Origin of the sequence: Ferrovibrio sp. (assembly GCF_029255545.1) — a bacterium.
Taxonomy (GTDB): Bacteria; Pseudomonadota; Alphaproteobacteria; order Ferrovibrionales; family Ferrovibrionaceae; genus Ferrovibrio.
This window is the reverse complement of the sequence record NZ_JANLJJ010000082.1, coordinates 69,333-89,655: the sequence shown is the minus strand read 5'-3', so window position 1 is coordinate 89,655 and position 20,323 is coordinate 69,333. Positions and strand designations below refer to the sequence as shown.

Sequence of the window (20,323 nt, the reverse complement as noted above, 5' to 3'; positions counted from 1 at the left end):
TTGCAGCTTACCCCAAAGTGACGCGGAGGCGGACGCCGCGTCCGCCGCCGCTGCTGGGGGTGTTGTCGCTGATCAGTTCGATGCCGGCGGATTCAAGGGCCGTGACCAGTTTCATCAGGGAATCGACATTGCCGCGCACGACGCCGTCGCTGGCTTCCATGCGCTGGATCGTGGGCAGCGACAGGCCACACAGTTCGGCCAGCTTGCGCTGGTCGATGCCGATCAGGGCGCGGGCGGCCCGCATCTGTGCGCCTGTGATCATGTTTCAGATGTCCTTTTAGATGTTTAGTATAATGGTAAAGCTATAATGGATAGTCAATATAATGTAAATTATATCAATATTTATATATAATAAATCATAGTCTGAATATGGCCCGCCTTTGCGCCGGATCAACGCGGAGCCCTTAACGCTCCGGTAGGGGAGATGCTGTAGTGCATATCCAGGCAATCGAGAGAATCCAGATGATCCGTGTCTTCATCGGTTACAGCCGCGCCGCCCCGGTGGTTTCCAGCGTCGCAGCCCTCAGCATCAACCGCCGCGCCTCCAAGCCGGTCGCCATCACCCATCTGGCGCTGAACCAGCTGGAAGGCATCTACACCCGGCCGCGCCACGAGCTGCAGTCGACCGACTTTTCCTTCTCGCGCTTCCTGACGCCTTACCTGGCCGGCTTCCAGGACTGGGCGATCTTCATGGACGACGACATGCTGGTGCTGGACGACATCGCCAAGCTGTGGGCGCTGCGCGACGACCGCTACGCCGTGCAGGTGGTCAAGCACCACCACGTGCCCAAGGAAGACGTGAAGTTCCTCGGCAAGGCGCAAACCAAATACGAGAAGAAGAACTGGTCCAGCGTGATGCTGTTCAACTGCGCCAAATGCACGGCGCTGACCCCCGATTACGTCAATTCCGCCACCGGGCTGGAACTGCACCAGTTCAAATGGCTGGGTAACGACAACCTGATCGGCGAGATCCCGCATCGCTGGAACCACCTGGCCGATTACGACCCCTTCGAAAAGGACGTCTCCATCGTGCATTACACGATCGGTGGGCCCTACTATGACGATTTCCGCGATTGCTCCTATGCCAAGGAATGGCTGGACGAGCGCCATCTGATGAACCACTGCGATCAGGCGGGGGCGAAAAAGCCAGCCAAAGCAGCAGGTTAATCGTCAGGGTGCGGGGTGCGGGAAAACCCCGCAAAAGCCTCGCATCCCCGGTTTTCACATGCTATAGACTGCGCCTTCGCGCCGGCCCCCGGTGCGGGAAGCGGGCGTGGTGGAACTGGTAGACACGCAGGATTTAGGTTCCTGTGCCGCAAGGCGTGTGGGTTCAAGTCCCTCCGCCCGCACCAGATCCCCCGGCGCCCCGCCGCCGGCCAGACCCGCGAGATGCCAAGTCCGCGAGACGGGCGGGCGGCGCAACGGAATTTAGCGAGAGACAGGTATTTCGGTCATGCAGATCACGGAAATCAGCGCCTCGGGCCTGAAGCGCGAATACAAGGTGGTGATCAACGCCGCCGCGCTGGAAGGCACCGTCAACGCCAAGCTTGAAACCCTGCGCGGGCAGGTCAACATGCCGGGCTTCCGCCCGGGCAAGGCGCCGGCGGCGCTGATCAAGAAGCAGTATGGCCGTGCCCTGCTGGGCGAGGCGATGGAAGAAAGCGTCAATTCTGCCCTGCAGAAGACGCTGGAAGACAACAAGCTGCGCCCCGCCATGCAGCCCAAGGTCGATATCCAGAATTTCGAAGAGGGCAAGGATTTCGAATGCACCATCGCCATCGAGGTGCTGCCTGATATCGAGACCGGCGATTTTAAGGCGATCAAGCTGGAACGTCTGGTGGTCGAACCGGCCGATGCCGAGGTTGACGAATTCCTGACCCGCCTCTCGGAACAGCAGAAGACCTACGAGAAGGTCGAGCGCGCCGCCGAGAAGGGTGACCAGATCGTGATCGACTTCGTCGGCAGCGTGAATGGCGAGAAGTTTGAAGGCGGCGCCGCCAATGATTATCCGCTGGTGCTGGGCTCCAACACCTTCATCCCGGGTTTCGAGGACCAGTTGGCTGGCCTGAAGGCCGGCGACCAGAAGACTGTGACGGTCACCTTCCCCGAGGCCTATGGCAATGCCGAACTGGCCGGCAAGCCGGCGGAATTCGCCTGCACGGTGAAGGAAGTGCGCGGCGGCCAGGCCGTGACGCTGGATGACGAATTCGCCAAGCGGTTTGGCCTCGCTTCGTTGCAGGAGCTGAAGGACAACATCAAGCGCGATCTGGGCCAGGAATACAAAAGCCTGTCGCGCATGAAGCTGAAGCGCGGCCTGCTCGACCAGCTGGCCGAACAGCACGGCTTCGCCGTGCCGGAAGGCATGGTTGATCTGGAGTTCAACCAGATCTGGGGCGAAGTGACGGCCGACAAGGCCCGCTTCGATGCCGAGCTGGCGGAAGAGAAGAAGACCGAGGACGAACTGAAGACCGAATACCGCAAGATCGCCGAGCGTCGCATCCGCCTCGGCCTGCTGCTGTCGGAAGTTGGCCGGGTCAACAATATCGAGGTCAAGCCGGACGAAATCACCCGTGCGATGATCGAGCAGGCCCGCCGCTTCCCTGGCCAGGAGCGCCAGGTGATGGAATACTTCCAGAAGAACCCGGAAGCCGCCCAGAGCCTGCGCGCCCCGATCTTCGAGGACAAGGTTGTGGATTTCATCATCGAGATGGCCACCGTGACCGACAAGCCGGTCTCGAAGGAAGAGCTGCAGAAGGAAGCCGAGCAGGTCGCCTGATCTGCCGATCGCCGCGCTGATCATGGAAACGCCGGGCCAGTCCTGGCGTTTTCTTTTTCAGCTTAAGGCGCCATCCGCCACAAATGCGGATAGGTTCTCACGAAGCCGTTCGGCGCGATTTCCAGAATCGCCTCATAGGAAGCCGCTGGTGACTCGTAGTGATAGGTCGCAGCGTCCCGGCAGGTGTAGCGTTGCGGCAGCTCGATCAGGCTTGTCATGCCCAGGTCGAACCATGCGGCTGGCAGATCGAGCGTATGGCCGGGCTGGAGCGCCGCGCGGCGCAATTGCTGCATGTTGGTGGCGGGGGTGAAGCCGTAATCGAGATCGACGAGATGATCCAGCCCCTCGACCCGCCGGCCATCGAGATGCCAGCCGCCAGGCTGACGCTCGATGACATGGTCGACGGGGCGGTCTGCCAGATACCCTCGCACGGTACCGCGTATCGTCCGCCATGCCCCATCCAGTTCGACGGTGTAATTGACACGGGCGGGTCCGGCCTCGTGACGGAACACGGCGGTGCCATGCAGAAGCCAGCCCTCCACGCCCTGGCGGATCAGGCAGGCGGCATCGTGCCCCGGTGTGTACAGGCATTCCCAGAATGCCAAATCTGCCATGGCAACCTCCCAGTCAGGTGCCACACCAACTGGCCGCTACCGGTGCAGGTTCCGTCCTGCCGGCCATTGAAGGAAGCACAGGTCTGCGCCACATTATGGCAGCAACATTCCTCGTATTTCAGGGCGCGTCATGGAAAAGATGGTCGATACTTACATGAACATGCTGGTTCCGATGGTGGTCGAACAGACCAATCGGGGTGAGCGCGCCTATGACATCTACTCCCGGCTGCTCAAGGAACGCATCATCTTCCTGGTCGGCCCGGTCAACGACCAGGTTGCGGCGCTGGTGACGGCCCAGCTGCTGTTCCTGGAAGCCGAGAACCCGAACAAGGAAATCTCGTTCTACATCAACAGCCCGGGCGGTCTGGTGACGGCCGGCATGGCGATCTACGACACCATGCAGTATGTCCGCCCCAAGATCGGCACCCTGTGCATCGGCCAGGCCGCCTCGATGGGCTCGCTGCTGCTGGCCGCCGGCGAAAAGGGCATGCGGTATTCCCTGCCCAACGCCCGGGTGATGATCCACCAGCCCTCCGGCGGGTTCCAGGGCCAGGCCGCCGATATCGAGATCCATGCCAGGGAAATCCTTGATATGCGGGCCCGCCTGAACGGCATCTATGCCCGCCATACCGGCCAGGATATCGCCGTGATCGAGGAGGCGATGGAACGCGACCGCTTCATGACCCCGTCCGAGGCCAAGGAATTCGGTCTGGTGGACGAGGTGGTCGATCGCCGGCCTGAAGCCGCGGCCGGCAAGAAGGCCTGATCCCCGGACTGAAGTCCCTGGCCAGGCGGGCGCTGCCCCGGGGCCCCCGTCGGACCGGCGGTCCGGGAGCCTCCGCCCTGGTTGTCTGACAGGCTAACTGCGTTAAATCATGGTAATGTGACGGTTCGCCGCCCGCCGGATGGCCCCTGTTTCCCCCTATGTCCGTTGTGCAGGGGACGCCGGTTCCTTATGATGACGATTCGATGGAATAGGGCCTGCGTCGCCCGGCGCCGGCCCGCTCAGTGGAGCAGGTATGACTAAATTGAGCGGCGGTGACTCCAAAAACACTCTGTACTGCTCGTTCTGTGGCAAGAGCCAGCACGAGGTGCGCAAGCTGATCGCCGGTCCGACGGTGTTCATCTGCGACGAGTGCGTGGAGCTCTGCATGGATATCATCCGTGAAGAGCACAAGTCGGCTCTGGTGAAGACCCGGGACGGAGTGCCGTCCCCGCAGGAAATCTGCCGGGTGCTGGACGATTACGTGATCGGCCAGAACCACGCCAAGAAGGTGCTCGCGGTCGCGGTCCACAACCACTACAAGCGCATCGGCCACAGCGGCAAGAACAACGACGTCGAACTGGCCAAGTCAAACATCCTGCTGGTTGGTCCGACCGGCTGCGGCAAGACCCTGCTGGCCCAGACGCTGGCCCGCATCCTGGAAGTGCCCTTCACCATGGCCGACGCCACCACGCTGACCGAGGCCGGTTACGTGGGCGAGGATGTCGAGAACATCATCCTCAAACTGCTGCAATCGGCCGACTACAATGTTGAGCGGGCGCAGCGCGGTATTGTCTATATCGACGAGGTCGACAAGATCAGCCGCAAGTCGGACAATCCCTCGATCACCCGTGACGTGTCGGGCGAGGGCGTGCAGCAGGCCCTGCTGAAGATCATGGAAGGCACCGTTGCCTCGGTGCCCCCGCAGGGCGGCCGCAAGCATCCGCAGCAGGAATTCCTGCAGGTCGACACCACCAATATCCTGTTCATCTGCGGCGGCGCCTTCGCCGGCCTGGAAAAGATCATCGCCGGCCGCGGCAAAGGCACCTCGATCGGCTTCGGCGCCGATGTGCGTGGCCCGGATGAACGCCGTTCGGGCGAGATCCTGGCCGAAGTCGAGCCGGACGATCTGCTCAAATTCGGCCTGATCCCGGAATTCATCGGCCGCCTGCCCGTGATCGCCACCTTGCACGATCTGGACGAGGCCGCGCTGGTCGACATCCTGAGCAAGCCGAAGAATGCCCTGATCAAGCAGTATCAGCGTCTGTTCGAGATGGAAGACGTCAAGCTGACCTTCTCGGACGAGGCGGTGGCCGCCGTCGCCCGCAAGGCGATTGCCCGCAAGACCGGCGCCCGTGGCCTGCGCTCGATCCTGGAGGCCATCCTGCTCGACCCGATGTTCGACCTGCCGAACATGAACGGCGTCGAGGAGGTGGTGATCTCCCCCGATGTGGTCGAGGGCCGCGCCAAGCCGCTGCTGATCTACGCCGACCGTAAGCAGGAAGACGTCAGCGCCTGAACGGCCTGGCGCCTGTTAACCCTCATCACAGCGGGCCGCTACCGTCAAAGGGGCGGCCCGAAATGTTCCACGGTCGGAAAAGGCTCGTAGAATCCGTGCAGTAGCGCCCGCCAGCGTTGGTAATCGGTACTGCGGCGAAACCCCTGTTCGTGGTCGGCCAATGTGGCCCAGTACACCAGCAGCAGGTAGCGCCGGGGGTTTTCCAGGCAGGGCCGGACTTCCGCCCGCTGGCAGCCGGGTTGGCGCCGGATCAGTGGCAGGGCCTGCTGCAGGGCGGATTCGAAAGCGGTTTCCTGGCCGTGGCGCACGTCGAGCAGGGCTGTTTCCAGGATGCCGGCGGCATTCGACTCGGGTTGTGTCATCTTCGTGTTCCTGTGTGGTGCCACCGTGCCTTGACGGACCTTGCGGGAGTTCCCATCTTAACCTCTGTCAGGCGGCAAAGGGATGCCCACAGCCGGGCTTCCGGCGCCGTCCTTCAGGATGAAAGCCGCATGTTTACATCGCCTCGCGCCCAAGTATTTCCAGTCCTGCCGCTGCGGGACATCGTCGTATTCCCACACATGATCGTGCCGCTCTTTGTCGGTCGCGAGAAGTCGGTGCGGGCGCTCGAGGATGTCATGAAGGACGATAAGCAGATCCTGCTCGTCGCCCAGAAGAATGCTGGCCAGGATAACCCCAACGCGGAAGACATCCACACCGTCGGCACCGTTGCCTCGGTGCTGCAGCTGCTGCGCCTGCCCGACGGCACCGTGAAGGTGCTGGTCGAGGGCAGCCAGCGCGCCCGGATCGTCAAGTTCAACGACAACCCCGATTTCTTCCAGGTGGAAGCCGAGTTCGTCACTGACGATTCCGGCGAGGGCCGCGAGACCGAAGCGCTGTCGCGTTCGGTGATCAACCAGTTCGAGCAGTATGTGAAGCTGAACCGGAAGATTCCGCCCGAGGTGCTGGTGTCGCTGAACCAGATCGACGATGCCTCCAAACTGGCGGATACCGTCGCCTCGCACCTGACCATCAAGATCAGCGACAAGCAGGAACTGCTGGAAATCGCCAACGTGGTGGAGCGCCTTGAGCGCGTCTACGCCATGATGGAAGGCGAGATCGGCGTGCTGCAGGTCGAGAAGAAGATCCGCTCACGCGTCAAGCGGCAGATGGAGAAGACCCAGCGCGAGTATTACCTGAACGAACAGCTCAAGGCGATCCAGAAGGAGCTGGGCGAGGGCGAGGAAGGCCGCGACGAGGTGGCCGAGATCGAACTGCGCATCAAGAAGACCAAGCTGTCCAAGGAGGCGCGCGAAAAGGCGCAAGCCGAGGTCAAGAAGCTGCGCTCGATGAGCCCGATGTCAGCCGAGGCGACCGTTATCCGCAACTATCTCGACTGGATGCTGTCGATCCCGTGGGGCAAGCGCAGCAAGATCAAGAAGGACATCAAGAACGCCGAAAAGGTGCTGAACGACGACCATTATGGCCTGGAGAAGGTCAAGGAGCGTATCCTTGAGTATCTCGCCGTGCAGCAGCGCTCCGGCAAGCTGAAGGGGCCGATCCTGTGCCTAGTCGGTCCGCCTGGCGTAGGCAAGACATCGCTCGGCAAGTCGATTGCGCGCTCCACCGGCCGCAATTTTGTGCGCGTGTCGCTTGGCGGCGTGCGCGACGAGGCCGAAATCCGTGGCCATCGCCGCACCTATATCGGCTCGATGCCCGGCAAGGTCGTGCAGTCGATGAAGAAGGCAAAGACCAACAACCCGCTCTTCCTGTTCGACGAAATCGACAAGATGGGGCAGGACTTCCGCGGCGATCCGTCCTCGGCGCTGCTGGAAGTGCTCGATCCCGAGCAGAACAGCACCTTCAGCGATCATTATCTTGAGGTCGACTACGACCTGTCTGACGTGATGTTCATCTGCACGGCCAACAGCCTGCGCATGCCGCAGCCGCTGCTGGATCGCATGGAGATCATTCGCATCCCCGGTTATACCGAGGACGAGAAGATCGAGATCTGCAAGCGCCACCTGCTGGACAAGCAGATCAAGGCGGCTGGCCTGAAGAAGGGCGAGTGGTCGATCACTGACGATGCCATGCGCGACCTGGTCCGGTACTACACCCGCGAGGCCGGCGTGCGTTCGCTAGAACGCGAACTGGCCAATCTGACCCGCAAGGCGGTGAAGGAAATCCTGTCGAAGGGCGTGAAGTCGATCAAGGTCACGTCAAAGAACCTCGACAAGTATGCCGGCGTGCGCCGCTTCCACTATGGCGAGGCGGAGCTGGAAGACCTGGTCGGCACCACCACCGGTCTGGCCTGGACCGAGGTGGGTGGCGAGTTGCTGTCCATCGAAGCCGTCATGCTGCCCGGCAAGGGGCGCATGACCATCACCGGCAAGCTGGGCGAGGTGATGCAGGAATCGGTACAGGCGGCCCGCTCCTATGTGCGGTCGCGTGCGGTTGCCTTCGGCGTCAAGCCGCCGATCTTCGACCGGCGTGACATCCATATCCATGTGCCCGAGGGCGCCACGCCCAAGGACGGTCCCTCGGCCGGCGTGGCGATGGTCACCTCGATCGTTTCGGTGCTGACCGGCATTCCGGTGCGCAAGGACGTGGCGATGACCGGCGAGGTCACGCTGCGCGGCCGCGTGCTGCCGATCGGCGGCCTGAAGGAAAAGCTGCTGGCCGCGCATCGCGGCGGCATCAAGATGGTGCTGATCCCGAAGGAGAATGAGAAGGATCTGGTCGAGATCCCTGACAATGTCAAAAAGGGCCTCGAGATCATACCGGTTTCGACCTGCGAGGAGGTGCTGAAACACGCCCTTGTCGCCGAATTGAAACCAATTGAGTGGAACGACGTTGACGATCTGAACAAGCCTGCCGTGGTCGAACCCGAAGCAGAGGGTGATCGCGAAGGCATGGTCAAGCACTGACCGCATTGTCCCGGAGGGCGGCAGCGTGAACAAACAGGATCTGATGGCCCAGGTGCGCGACACCGCTGGCCTCAGCAAGGAACAGGCCGAACGCGCCGTCGAGGCGGTGTTCGAACTCATCACCGAGGCCATGCGCCGCGGCGAGGAGGTGCGGATCGTCGGCTTTGGCAGCTTCTTCGTCGGCACACGCGCCGCCAGTCCGGGGCGCAACCCGCGCACCGGCGAGCGGATCGATCTGCCGCCGACCCGGCAGCCGAAATTCCGTGCCGGTAAAACCCTGAAAGAGGCGGTCGGCTGAACAGCCGGCTCCGCGTCGATTTGCATCGGGCCCGGTAGCGATACCAGGCCCGATCTGCTATAGAGCCCGGGTTTCGGCGCTGGATTCCAGCGGCGGCCCTGCGGGCGGTTAGCTCAGTGGTAGAGCGCCTCGTTTACACCGAGGATGTCGGGAGTTCGACCCTCTCACCGCCCACCATTTTTCAGGACTCCCCCACCGATTTGGCGACAAATGGATACTGTGTAGGCCTTTTCTGGCCTTGGCGGCCGATAACGGATTCGATTGCTCCCAAGGCGGGTCCGCCTCCGCAAAGAGGCATACCGCTGAAGCGAGAAATCCACGATCGGCTCATTCGGCAAATTCTTCAGCGTCTTCATGTTCTCCGCACCGATCGTGCACAAGACATCCTGCTATGGCTGTCAGCCTTTTCCTTCAGACACTTGAACACTGATTGGCCGTGATCGGTGGAATACACAATGCCGCCGGTGGTCGGCAGGATTCAGTGCGCGGTGGATCAGCCCGTGGCTCGGAGGCAAAGCTGGTTTATCTCCTCAGCAGGTTTTTCAGGATAGGCTTCGGCCGGCGTGGCGCCCGCAATCGGAGGCATGTCACACGCGACAGGCAATGCTTCAACCAGGCGCGTCCAAATTTCCGACCGCCCGGATTCGCCCTCGTTGCTGCAATGCGACAGGCGGAGAAATACCCGCGAAGAGGTATGAATTTAATGTTTCCACCACTATGGGAAGTTGACTCTCGGCAAAAGGTTGCAGAAAGGTTGGGGAATGCATCCTGAGCGATTCGTGCGAGTCGCAGCCATTGAGGGGGGACTGCCGTGGCGACGATTACCGGCGATGCAACCGATAATGCTCTCAGTGGCACCGCGGATGCGGATGAGTTACGCGGCCTGGCGGGCAATGACGCGCTGAATGGCGATGCGGGCAACGTGCTGGCGCCGGTGGATGCGATGGCTGCCTATGCCGCGCTGGCGGCCGGCCAGTTCGTGCTGGATCCGCAGGTTGCCAATGATCTGGCGCCGATCTTTACGACGACCTGGACATGACGGCCCCGCACGGGCAGGGCGCCGACGAATATTCGGTGGCGGCACCGGGCTCTATGCCGCTGGGGCCTGACAGCGGATTGTCGTGTCTCGCCCTGGTGATGCGGGTGCTCGGTCAGGCTGTCGACCTTGGCCAACTGGCTCATCGTTATGGCCATGCCGATCGCCTGATTGCTCCGGACGAACTCGTTCGCGCCGGTCGCCAGCTTGGCGTGAAAATCCGCCGCGTCAGCAGCCGGTGGGACAAGCTGCGGCACACGCCGTTACCAGCCATCGCATGCCGGAAAGATGGCAGCTTTGTCGTGCTGGCGGCTTTCCGCAACCAGGGAGGGCGGGACGAGGTCCTGCTCGCCGAAGGGCATGATGGCCGCCCGGTGTCGCGCGGGCGGGAAGACTTCGAGCGGGACTGGACCGGCGAACTGATCCTGATTACCACTCGCGCAGACTTGGCCGGTTCGCAGCGGCGCTTCGATATCTCCTGGTTCATTCCGGCGGTGGTGAAATACCGCAGGATGTTCGGCGAAGTCCTGCTGGCCTCCTTCATCATCCAGATCCTGGCTCTGGTCTCGCCGCTGATGTTCCAGGTGGTGATCGACAAGGTGATGGTGCATCGCTCCCTCTCCACCCTGGACGTGCTGGTTTTCGCCCTGCTGATGCTGGCCGTGTTCGAGACCGTGTTCGGCGTACTGAGAACGTATTTGTTCTCGCATACGACGAACCGTATCGACCTTGAGCTGGGCGCCCGGCTTTTTGGTCATCTGATGGCTCTGCCGCTGTCGTATTTCGAGGCGCGTCGGGTAGGCGACAGCGTGGCGCGGGTGCGTGAACTGGAAAATATCAGAACTTTTCTGACCGGTTCGACCCTGACGGCGGCGCTCGACCTGTTTTTCACCTTCGTCTTCGTCGCCGTCATGTTCCTGTACAGCCCGCTGCTGACATGGATATGCCTGGCCGCAGTGCCGTTCTATATTGTTATTTCAGTTCTGGTGACGCCGGTATTGAAGCGGCGCCTCGATGAGAAATTCGCACGCGGTTCGGAAAACCAGTCCTTCCTGGTAGAGCGCATCGGCGGCATCGAGACGGTAAAAGCCATGGCAATCGAGCCGCTGGTGCAGCGCCGCTGGGAGGAATTGCTGGCCGCCTATGTGCGGGCGGCGTTCCGCGTCGGCAACCTGGCCAACATAGCCAGCCAAACGGCGCAGATGATCAGCCGGATCGTCGTTGCTGCCACATTATGGGCCGGCGCGAAGCTCGTGATCGATGGTGATCTCACGGTTGGAGAACTGGTTGCGTTCAACATGCTGTCGGCCCGGGTCAGCGGGCCGATCCTGCGCATCGCCCAGCTCTGGCAGGATTTCCAGCAGGCCCGGCTTTCGATCGAGCGCTTGGGAGACATTCTCAACACCAGAACCGAAGGCGGATTGAGCGCAGGCCGGCAGTCCCTGCCAGGTCTGAAAGGCTGGATCGTGTTCGACCGCGTCATTTTCCGCTACCGCCCCGATGGGCCGGAGGTTCTTCGCAATCTGTCGCTGCAGATTCCCGCCGGGCAGGTGGTCGGTATCGTCGGTCCGTCGGGATCGGGCAAAAGCACGCTTGCCAAGCTGGTGCAGCGCCTGTACATGCCCGAGGCAGGCCGCATCGCCATGGACGGCCTGGATCTCGCGCAGGTAGATCCGAGCGCGTTGCGGCGGATGATCGGCGTCGTGCTTCAGGAAAGCACGCTGTTCACAGGCACCGTTCGCGACAATATCGCCCTGGCCGACCCCGGGCTGCCGCTTGATCGGGTGATCGCGGCCGCGCAATTGGCCGGCGCGCATGATTTCATCATGAGCCTGCCGCAGGGTTACGATACCGTGGTGGGCGAACGCGGCTCGACCCTTTCAGGTGGACAGCGTCAGCGCGTGGCCATTTCGCGCGCGTTGATCACCAATCCTCGCGTACTGATCTTCGATGAAGCGACCAGTGCCCTGGATGTAGAGTCTGAGGCGGCTATCCAGGCCAACATGGAGCGGATTTGCCAGGGCCGTACGGTCCTGATCATCGCCCATCGCCTGTCCGCCGTGCGGCAGGCCCATCGGATCATCACGGTCGAAAACGGGCAAGTGATAGAGGATGGCCCGCCCGAGCAACTGCTGCGCCAGGGCGGGCGATTTGCCGCCATGATGCGTCAGCAGGCTGGTGGGCTCCATGCTATATAGCCCGCGCCTCGCATCGATCTGGGCCGGCGTCAGGCATGCTGCCGTTGTTGCGAAAACGGCCTGGCAGCTTGAGCGGCAGAGACCGCCGCTGCCGCGGCGCCGGCGCGACGAAATCGACTTTTTGCCCGCCGCGCTTGAGGTTCTGGAGACGCCAGCCTCGCCAACGGCGCGAATCACGCTGCTGGCGCTGACTGCATTGCTTGTGATTGGTCTGGCCTGGTCGTTCATCGGCAGGCTCGATGTCGTTGCAATCGCTGATGGTCGGACGATCCCGGCGGGTAAAACCAAAGTGATACAGCCGCTGGAAACCGGCGTCGTACGGGCGATCCATGTGCGGGACGGACAGTCAGTGAAGACGGGCGATGTGCTGGTGGAACTCGATCCGACATCCGCCGGTGCCGACATGCGGCGCCTGATCGCCGACCTGGTCGCGGCGCGTGCGGATGCGGCGCGATTGGACGCGGCGCTTCATCCCGACGAGCCAATGCGGCATTTCAAGGCGCCGCCAGGCACGCCACGCGAGCTGGTTGAGTTGCAGCGGGCCTGGCTAGCCAATCAGGCAGACGAGCATATGGCGCGGCTGGCCGGACTGGATGCGGAGCGTGAACGCCGCGAGGCCGAATACAAATCGGTGGAAGTGGCAATTCACAGGCTGGAACAGGCCATACCTCTGCTGCGGCAACGCACGAATGCCCGGACCGAGCTGGCGGACAAGGGCTTTGGCTCCCGCCTGACAGCGCTGGAGCTGCAGCAGCAGCTCGTTGAAATGGAGCATGAACAGCGCGGATTACGGTTTAAGCGGGAAGAAGCCCAGGCGGCGCTGCAGGCCATACGCCGGCAGAGGCAGCAGGTCCAGTCCGAATATCTGCGGGATGTCCGCAGCCAGCGTAACGAGACGATGCGGAAGGTCTCGTCGCTTGAAGAAGAAGTTCTGAAAGCCGAACAGCGGCACGACCTGCAAACCCTTGCTGCCCCCCTGGATGGCGTAGTGCAGCAATTGGCGATCCACACCATCGGCGGCGTCGTCACGCCAGCCCAGCCCCTGCTCGCGATCGTGCCAGATGGCGATGGGCTGGAAGCAGAAATTATGCTGCAGAACCGCGATATCGGCTTTATCCAGCCCGGCCAGGGAGTCGAGATCAAGCTGGAAACATTCCTGTTCACGAAATACGGAACCATACCGGGGAGGGTGGCGTCGGTTTCACGCGACGCCGTACCGGATGAAAAACGCGGCCTGATCTATCCCGCGCGGATCTCCCTGGATCGGGCATGGATCGACGTCGATGGCCAGCGCTTCGTCCTTGGCGCCGGCATGGCTCTGACGGCTGAAATCAAAACGGACCAGCGCCGATTTATTGATTATTTGCTGTCGCCAATTATGCGGTACCGTGACGAGAGCATGCGGGAGCGTTGACGCAGCGTCAGTTGAGATGCTGACAAGCAGAAGACATTGTGCGCCTATATGAACGGCCGTTTGTCGGTGATGCGACGGGCCAATTTCGGCCATGATTGACCGAACCTGGCAGCCATGTGGCCGATATGCGTATTCTCAGGACAATATTCTCGATTTATTTACATTGAAAATGTCGGGGGCTCGATCCGCTCACCGCCCACCATTTCTCATTCCCTTGCGGTCGGTCTTTCCATTTCAGTCGCCAGCCAGTGCGGCAGGGCTATTCCGCGGCGCTGCGTAATACCGGTTTTGGCTGCTCCAGTTCAGCCTTGCGGTTCAGCGCGGCATAATAGGGCGCGAAGGCCGGCCGGTTGATATAACGGCCGGCGCCTTTCACGCTGCGCACATCGCCATCCTTGTAGACGACCTTGCCCTGTGAAATCGTCACGGTGTTGATGCCCTCGACCTCCATGCCCTCGAAAATGTTGAAATCGATCTTCTGATGATGCGTCTTGGCTGAAATGCGGCGGGTTTTCTTCGGGTCCCAGACCACCAGATCGGCATCGGCGCCGGCCTGGATCACGCCCTTGCGCGGATAGAGGTTGAAGATCTTGGCGGCATTGGCCGAGGTGATGGCGACGAACTCGTTCGGCGTCAGGCGGCCCTTGTTGACGCCATGATGCCACAGCACATGCATGCGGTCTTCGACGCCGCCGGTGCCATTCGGAATCTTGGTGAAATCGTCGCGGCCTGCCGCCTTCTGGTCCGCGCAGAAGCAACAATGATCGGTCGCCGTAGTCTGCAGATGGCCTGCCTGCAATGCGCGCCACAGAACATCCTGATGCTCCTTCGGCCGGAAGGGCGGGCTCATCACATAGGCCGCGGCGGTGGCGAAATCGGGATTACGGTAAACGCTGTCATCGACCAGCAGATGGCCGGCCAGGGCCTCGCCGAAAACACGCTGGCCCTCGTTGCGGGCGCGGATGATCGCCTCGACCGATTCCCTGCAGGAATTATGCACGATATAGAGCGGCACATTGAGCACCTGGGCGATGCGGATGGCGCGGTTCGCGGCTTCGCCCTCGACTTCGGGCGGACGCGACAGCGGATGCCCCTCCGGGCCGGTGATGCCCATTTTCAGAATCTCTTTCTGCAGATGAAACACCAGTTCGCCGTTTTCCGCGTGCACGGTGCACAGCGCACCGAGCTCACGGGCGCGCAGGAAGCTGTTCACCAGCACCTCGTCCTCGCACATGATGGCGTTCTTGTAGGCCATGAAATGCTTGAAACTGTTAACGCCGTGTTCCTGTACCAGCGTGCCCATGTCGCGATGCACGCTCTCGTCCCACCAGGTGACGGCGACGTGAAAGCTGTAATCCGAAGCCGCCTTTTCCGACCAGCCTCGCCATTTGCGGAAGGCCGACAGCAGGTTTTCCTGTGGATCGGGAATCACGAAATCGATGATCATGGTGGTGCCGCCGACCATGCCGGCCGTGGTACCGGAGAAGAAATCCTCCGACGCGGTCGTGCCCATGAAGGGCAACTCCATATGGGTATGCGGATCGATGCCGCCCGGCATCACATAGGCGCCGCCGGCATCAATGATTTCGCTACCGGACGGGGCTTCCAGGTTGGCGCCAACCGCCTTGATCATGCCGCCATCGACGAGCACATCCGCCCGCTGGCTGCAATCTGCATTCACCACCGTTCCGCCGCGCACCAGCAAAGCCATGTCAGCCCCCATTTTTCCCTGCGATGACGCAGTATTCATTCACGACCTGACCAAACGGTCAAGAAAATCGTGAGCCAGATACTGTTCCGCTATCCGGCTGCGCAAGGGGCCGGTGGCCTGCATGGTTTTTCGGCAAATTCAGAGCCGGATTTTCTGTCGGGCGCCCAGGCCGTTAAGAATCAGGCTGCGTATCGTTTCGCTGCCGGTCGCAAAAACCGCGTCATCCAGGCTTTTCTTGTCCAGCACCGCGGCAATCTGGGCGGCGAAATCGGCATAGGTCTGCGTCATTGCCCAGATCATGAAAAGCAGATGCGTTGGATTGACGGGTTTGAGCTTGCCGGCTGCAATCCAGCCTTCGATCACCGTGGTTTTCTCTTTTACCAGGCGGCGCAAGCGGTTGCGCAGGAATGGCTGGACGTGGCGGCCGCCGCCGATCACCTCGATGGCCCAGAGACGCGAGGGCTCAGGCGAACGCTGCGAAGCCGCCATTTTGCGCGCGATGTAGTTGCTCAGGGCGGTTGCCGGGTCGGCTTCGGGCTGGATTTCCTGGTCCAGCGCATCGAGCCAGACCTCTAAAATGGCATCCAGCACGCTGGCATAAAGCTCCTGCTTGGTGCGGAAATAATAGTGCAGGTTGGCCTTGGGCACGCCGGCCTTGCGGGCGATCTCGGCCGTGCTGGCACCGGCGAAGCCTTTCTTGGCAAAGACGGATTCGGCTGCTTTCAGAATCTTTTCCACATTGCGGCGCCGGATGGCGCCGGCCGGTCCATTGGCGTTGCCGTCGCTCGCCACTTGATTGCGGGCCGCAGGTTTTCGGGTCGGTTTGCCAAGCATTCACTCTTCCCGTGTCGTTTCTGCCCAAGTCGCGGGCAAGTGCATACGGCTCGTGCAGATTCTTTATGCGGATCACTTCGCCGCTATCAAAGCGAAACGCTGGTGCCGCAGCAACAGCAAATCCAGACTTGACCATTTGGTCAAGAAAATCCTAGCCTCGCTCCGCAATGCAGTGGATGCAGGGCGGCGATCAGGGCGCTGCGGCATCTTTCTTGCGAGGCATCATGCCGATGAGGGATTGGCATGATGCAGTCGTCGACGCAGGCCTACGGGGGAGCAGGTCATGGCGAATGGGCGTGATACCAGCGTGAAATCAGCCAGTGTGAAATCCACTGGACCGGATATCCGGCCCGGCCGGCTGCCCGCCGAGGGCTATGCGGCCGGGTTCGCGGCCGCGGTGCCGGCATTGGACCAGCAGGCGGCGCTGATCGAGTCGAACCGCTGCTATTTCTGCTATGACGCCCCCTGCATCGAGGCCTGCCCAACCGGCATCGATATTCCCGGCTTCATCCGCAAGATCGCCACTGGCAACACGGCCGGCGCGGCTTTGCGCATCTACGAGCAGAATATTTTCGGTGGGTCCTGTGCCCGGGTCTGCCCGACGGAAATCCTGTGCGAACGCTCCTGCGTGCGCATGGCGGAAGAGGGCAAGCCGATCCCGATTGGCCTGTTGCAGCGTTATGCCACGGATCACGGCACGCCGGCCAACCAGCATCCCTTTGCCCGTGCCGCCGCGACCGGCAAGCGTGTTGCCGTGGTGGGTGGTGGCCCGGCGGGCCTGGCCTGTGCCCATCGCCTGGCCATGCAGGGGCATGACGTCACGGTGTTCGAGGCCAGGGAGGCTTTGGGCGGCCTGAACAGTTATGGCGTGGCGGAATACAAGGTGCCACATGGCTATGCCGGACGCGAGGTCGACTTCATTCTCGATATCGGCGGCATCACCGCGAAAACCGGCATGCGACTCGGCCACGACATCCGCTTAAGCGATTTGCGGCGCGACTTCGATGCCGTTTTTCTCGGCCTCGGGCTTGGCGGCGTGAAGGCGCTGGATTGCGACGGCGAGCAACTGGACGGCGTGATGAATGCAGTCGACTATATCGCCGAACTGCGCCGCGCTGCGGATTTCGCCAATTTGCCAGTCGGTCGGCGGGTGGTGGTGATTGGCGGCGGCAATACCGCGATTGACATGGCCGTGCAGATCAAGCGGCTGGGCGCCGAGGACGTGACGCTGGTTTACCGGCGGGGCGCGGACGCGATGAGCGCCACCGACCATGAGCAGGCTTTCGCCAAGGAGAACGGCGTCATGATCCGGCTCTGGGCCCAGCCATTGCGGCTGGAGGGGGAGAATGGTCATGTGCGCCGTGCGGTATTCGAGCACACCGTGCTGGATCGGGCCGGCAAGCTGGTTGGCACCGGCGAGCAATTCGCGCTGGAGGCTGACATGGTGTTCAAGGCCATTGGTCAGGTCTTTGTCGCTGATCCGCTGCGCGAAGACGGGCGCGACCTGCTTATGCTCAAGCAGGGCCGGATCGCCGCCGATGCCGAGGGCCGTACCTCGCTGGACAAGGTCTGGGCCGGGGGCGATTGTGTCGCAGGCGGCCAGGACCTGACGGTTGCCGCGGTGCAGGCCGGCAAGGTGGCGGCGGAAGCCATCAACCGCGCGCTGACCCAGCGTGCGGCAGCCTGAGGGAGGGACGAAACATGGCCAGCCTGACCACGACATTCGCCGGCATCAAGGCGCCCAATCCATTCTGGCTTGCCTCGGCGCCACCCACCGACAAGGCCTATAACGTGGTGCGCGCCTTCCAGGCCGGCTGGGGCGGCGTGGTATGGAAAACGCTCGGCGAGGACGGGCCGCCGATCGTCAATGTCTCGTCGCGCTACGGCGCCTATTCCTACAAGGGCAATCGCGTCGCCGGTCTCAACAACATCGAGCTGATCACCGACCGGCCGCTGGAAATCAACCTGCAGGAAATCAAGCAGGTGAAACGCGACTGGCCGGATCGCGCCCTGATCGTCTCGCTGATGGTGCCCTGCGAGGAGGATGCCTGGAAGGCCATCCTCAGGCGGGTCGAGGAGACCGGCGCCGATGGCGTCGAGCTGAATTTTGGCTGCCCGCACGGCATGCCGGAACGCGGCATGGGCGCGGCGGTTGGCCAGGTGCCGGATTATGTCGAAATGGTCACGCGCTGGTGCAAGCAATACAGCCGCATGCCGGTCATCGTGAAGCTGACGCCCAATATCACCAACATCCTCGGCCCAGCCCGGGCAGCGGTGCGCGGCGGCGCCGACGCGGTCAGCCTGATCAATACCATCAATTCCATCGTCAGCGTCGACCTCGACCTGATGGCGCCGACGCCCACGGTGGATGGCAAGGGCACCTCGGGCGGCTATTGCGGCCCGGCGGTGAAACCCATTGCGCTCAACATGGTGGCGCAGATCGCCCGCGATCCGGAATGCAAGAACATTCCGATCTCGGGCATCGGCGGAATCGAGACCTGGCGCGATGCCGCCGAGTTCATGGCGTTGGGCGCCGGCAGCGTACAGGTCTGCACGGCGGCAATGCATTACGGCTTCCGTATCGTCGACGACATGGCCGATGGCCTGGCGCGCTGGATGGATGGCAAGGGCTACGCGGCGCTGGAGGCATTCCGAGGCCTGGCGACGCCGAATGTCACGGACTGGAAGAACCTCAATCTTTCGTACCAGATCGTCGCGCAGATCGATCAGGACAAATGCATCAAATGCGGGCTGTGCCATATTGCCTGCGAGGATACCTCGCATCAGGCGATCACGGCGGCGCGCATGGATGGTGGCGGCCGCAGATACGAGGTGGTCGATGAAGACTGCGTCGGCTGCAATCTCTGTCTGCATGTCTGCCCGGTCGAGGGCTGCATCACCATGAAGCGGGTCGATGACGGCAGCGTCTACCAGAACTGGACCCAGCACCCTAATAACCCGATGCGGGCCGCGGCCGAATAGATTGCGCGTGTGAAGCGTTGAAGGAGCTTGAGATGGCAAACGAGCATAATATTCAGATCAATCAGGACCGTCTGTGGAATAGCCTGATGGAAATGGCCAAGATCGGCGCGACGGCCAAGGGCGGCTGCGCCCGTCTGGCCCTGAGCGACCTGGACCGTGAAGGCCGGGACCTGTTCGTGCGCTGGTGCAAGGAAGCCGGTTGCACCGTGTCGGTTGACCGCATGGGCAATATTTTCGCTCGGCGGCCTGGCAAGAATAACGATCTGCCGCCGGTGGTGACCGGCAGCCATCTGGACACTCAGCCGACCGGTGGCAAGTTCGACGGCGTCTATGGCGTGCTGGCCGGCCTTGAGGTGATCCGTACTCTCAACGACTACAAGTTCGAGACTGAGGCGCCGGTCGAGGTGTCGGTCTGGACCAACGAGGAGGGCTCGCGCTTCGCTCCGGCCATGATCGCCTCGGGGGTGTTCGCGGGCGTCTTCACCGAAGAATATGGCCACAGCCGCGCTGATCTGGATGGCAAGACCATCGGCGAGGAGCTGGCGCGGATTGGCTATTTCGGCGACCTGCCGGTCGGAGGCCGCAAGTTCAAGGCCTTCTTCGAGGCGCATATCGAGCAGGGCCCGATCCTGGAGGCCGAGAAGAAGACCATCGGCGTGGTGCAGGGCATCCAGGGCATGCGCTGGTTTGAAGTGACCCTAACCGGCGCCGAAAGCCATGCCGGCACCACTCCGATGCCGCGTCGCAAGGACGCCATGCTGGGCTGCGCCCGCATCGTCGACCGCATTAACAAGATCGCGCTGGATCACAAGCCGGGCGTTTCCACGGTCGGCCTGGTCAAGGTCAGTCCCAATTCGCGCAACACCATTCCCGGCTCGGTGTTCTTCTCGGTCGACCTGCGACATCCGCAGGAAGAGGATCTCGCCAGGATGACCAAGGCTCTGCATGACGCCTGCGCCGAGATTTGCGGCGATCTCGGGCTGGCCTATGAATGCAAGGAAATCTGGAACTCGCCGGCGATCCACTACGACAAGGATTGCGTCGCTGCCGTGCGCAAGGCCGCCGAGGAATCCGGCTATGACTATCGCGACATCGTGTCGGGCGCCGGCCATGATGCCGGCTATATCAGCCGCGTGGCGCCAACCGGCATGGTCTTCGTGCCCTGCGCCGATGGCATCAGCCATAACGAAGTTGAATCGGCCACGGCCGAGGATCTGGCCGCCGGCTGCAACGTGCTGTTGCGCGCCATGCTGAAACACGCGGCCTGATCAT

At 62.1% G+C, this 20,323-nt stretch carries 17 protein-coding genes and 2 tRNA genes; 14 read left to right on the top strand and 5 right to left on the bottom strand.

The window, feature by feature from the left end; all coding sequences use genetic code 11:
* Positions 1 to 7 precede the first annotated feature (7 nt).
* A complete protein-coding gene (locus Q1J79_RS16360) occupies positions 8 to 262 on the bottom strand; it encodes a helix-turn-helix transcriptional regulator (RefSeq protein ID WP_300302466.1) in 255 nt (84 codons plus the stop codon).
* Between the two features lie 200 nt (positions 263 to 462).
* Between Q1J79_RS16360 and Q1J79_RS16355 the strand changes: the two genes are divergently transcribed.
* From Q1J79_RS16355 to tig, 3 genes are all read left to right on the top strand, one after another.
* Positions 463 to 1,167: a glycosyltransferase gene (locus tag Q1J79_RS16355; protein ID WP_300302464.1), complete on the top strand. Its 705-nt coding sequence runs from the start codon at positions 463 to 465 to the stop codon at positions 1,165 to 1,167.
* Positions 1,168 to 1,267: 100 nt separating this feature from the next.
* A tRNA-Leu gene (locus Q1J79_RS16350) sits at positions 1,268 to 1,352 on the top strand.
* 101 nt (positions 1,353 to 1,453) lie between these two features.
* On the top strand, positions 1,454 to 2,776 hold the full coding sequence (gene tig / locus Q1J79_RS16345) for a trigger factor (RefSeq protein WP_300302462.1): 1,323 nt from the start codon (positions 1,454 to 1,456) through the stop codon (positions 2,774 to 2,776).
* A 62-nt stretch (positions 2,777 to 2,838) separates the two neighbouring features.
* Here the strand turns inward: tig and Q1J79_RS16340 are convergent, their stop codons facing one another.
* Complete coding sequence (locus Q1J79_RS16340; RefSeq protein ID WP_300302460.1) at positions 2,839 to 3,390, bottom strand: putative glycolipid-binding domain-containing protein; 552 nt, start codon at positions 3,388 to 3,390, stop codon at positions 2,839 to 2,841.
* Between the two features lie 130 nt (positions 3,391 to 3,520).
* On the opposite strand from Q1J79_RS16340, the gene clpP reads away from it, so the two are divergent.
* Together clpP and clpX are read left to right on the top strand one after the other, a co-directional pair.
* Positions 3,521 to 4,156, top strand: a complete 636-nt coding sequence (gene clpP / locus Q1J79_RS16335; RefSeq protein WP_300302458.1) for an ATP-dependent Clp endopeptidase proteolytic subunit ClpP — start codon at positions 3,521 to 3,523, stop codon at positions 4,154 to 4,156.
* A 253-nt stretch (positions 4,157 to 4,409) separates the two neighbouring features.
* Positions 4,410 to 5,672, top strand: a complete 1,263-nt coding sequence (clpX, locus tag Q1J79_RS16330) for an ATP-dependent Clp protease ATP-binding subunit ClpX (protein WP_300302456.1) — start codon at positions 4,410 to 4,412, stop codon at positions 5,670 to 5,672.
* Between the two features lie 44 nt (positions 5,673 to 5,716).
* Here clpX and Q1J79_RS16325 read toward each other — a convergent pair whose 3' ends face one another.
* On the bottom strand, positions 5,717 to 6,034 hold the full coding sequence (locus Q1J79_RS16325; RefSeq protein WP_300302454.1) for an antibiotic biosynthesis monooxygenase: 318 nt from the start codon (positions 6,032 to 6,034) through the stop codon (positions 5,717 to 5,719).
* Positions 6,035 to 6,163: 129 nt separating this feature from the next.
* Here Q1J79_RS16325 and lon point away from each other — a divergent pair, with 129 nt between their 5' ends.
* The 6 genes from lon to Q1J79_RS16295 all read left to right on the top strand — a co-directional run bounded on the left by lon (position 6,164) and on the right by Q1J79_RS16295 (position 13,524).
* Positions 6,164 to 8,578, top strand: coding sequence for an endopeptidase La (lon, locus tag Q1J79_RS16320; protein WP_300302452.1), 2,415 nt, complete (start codon positions 6,164 to 6,166; stop codon positions 8,576 to 8,578).
* Between the two features lie 25 nt (positions 8,579 to 8,603).
* Complete coding sequence (locus Q1J79_RS16315) at positions 8,604 to 8,876, top strand: HU family DNA-binding protein (protein ID WP_300302560.1); 273 nt, start codon at positions 8,604 to 8,606, stop codon at positions 8,874 to 8,876.
* A 102-nt stretch (positions 8,877 to 8,978) separates the two neighbouring features.
* Positions 8,979 to 9,053: transfer RNA gene (locus Q1J79_RS16310), tRNA-Val, on the top strand.
* Positions 9,054 to 9,687: 634 nt separating this feature from the next.
* A complete protein-coding gene (locus tag Q1J79_RS16305) occupies positions 9,688 to 9,915 on the top strand; it encodes a hypothetical protein (protein WP_300302450.1) in 228 nt (75 codons plus the stop codon).
* Positions 9,916 to 9,950: 35 nt separating this feature from the next.
* Positions 9,951 to 12,110 (top strand): type I secretion system permease/ATPase, encoded by a 2,160-nt coding sequence (locus tag Q1J79_RS16300; protein WP_300302448.1) that lies wholly within the window; start codon positions 9,951 to 9,953, stop codon positions 12,108 to 12,110.
* A complete protein-coding gene (locus Q1J79_RS16295; RefSeq protein WP_300302447.1) occupies positions 12,100 to 13,524 on the top strand; it encodes an HlyD family type I secretion periplasmic adaptor subunit in 1,425 nt (474 codons plus the stop codon). Before Q1J79_RS16300 ends, Q1J79_RS16295 begins: the two co-directional genes overlap by 11 nt.
* A 259-nt stretch (positions 13,525 to 13,783) precedes the next feature.
* On the opposite strand, the gene hydA is transcribed toward Q1J79_RS16295, so the two are convergent.
* Entirely contained in the window at positions 13,784 to 15,235 is a 1,452-nt protein-coding gene (gene hydA, locus Q1J79_RS16290; protein ID WP_300302558.1) for a dihydropyrimidinase, read from the bottom strand.
* A 138-nt stretch (positions 15,236 to 15,373) separates the two neighbouring features.
* The gene (locus tag Q1J79_RS16285) at positions 15,374 to 16,069 is read right to left on the bottom strand and encodes a TetR/AcrR family transcriptional regulator (RefSeq protein ID WP_300302445.1); all 696 of its coding nucleotides are present in this window, start codon (positions 16,067 to 16,069) and stop codon (positions 15,374 to 15,376) included.
* Between the two features lie 283 nt (positions 16,070 to 16,352).
* Between Q1J79_RS16285 and Q1J79_RS16280 the strand changes: the two genes are divergently transcribed.
* The 3 genes from Q1J79_RS16280 to Q1J79_RS16270 are packed head-to-tail and all read left to right on the top strand — an operon-like array spanning position 16,353 to position 20,319.
* The gene (locus Q1J79_RS16280; RefSeq protein WP_300302443.1) at positions 16,353 to 17,756 is read left to right on the top strand and encodes an NAD(P)-dependent oxidoreductase; all 1,404 of its coding nucleotides are present in this window, start codon (positions 16,353 to 16,355) and stop codon (positions 17,754 to 17,756) included.
* A gap of 14 nt (positions 17,757 to 17,770) precedes the next feature.
* Positions 17,771 to 19,051 (top strand): NAD-dependent dihydropyrimidine dehydrogenase subunit PreA, encoded by a 1,281-nt coding sequence (gene preA / locus Q1J79_RS16275; protein WP_300302441.1) that lies wholly within the window; start codon positions 17,771 to 17,773, stop codon positions 19,049 to 19,051.
* 32 nt (positions 19,052 to 19,083) lie between these two features.
* Positions 19,084 to 20,319 carry a Zn-dependent hydrolase gene (locus Q1J79_RS16270; protein ID WP_300302439.1) on the top strand — a complete coding sequence of 412 codons (1,236 nt, stop codon included), beginning with the start codon at positions 19,084 to 19,086 and terminating at the stop codon, positions 20,317 to 20,319.
* Positions 20,320 to 20,323 lie beyond the last annotated feature (4 nt).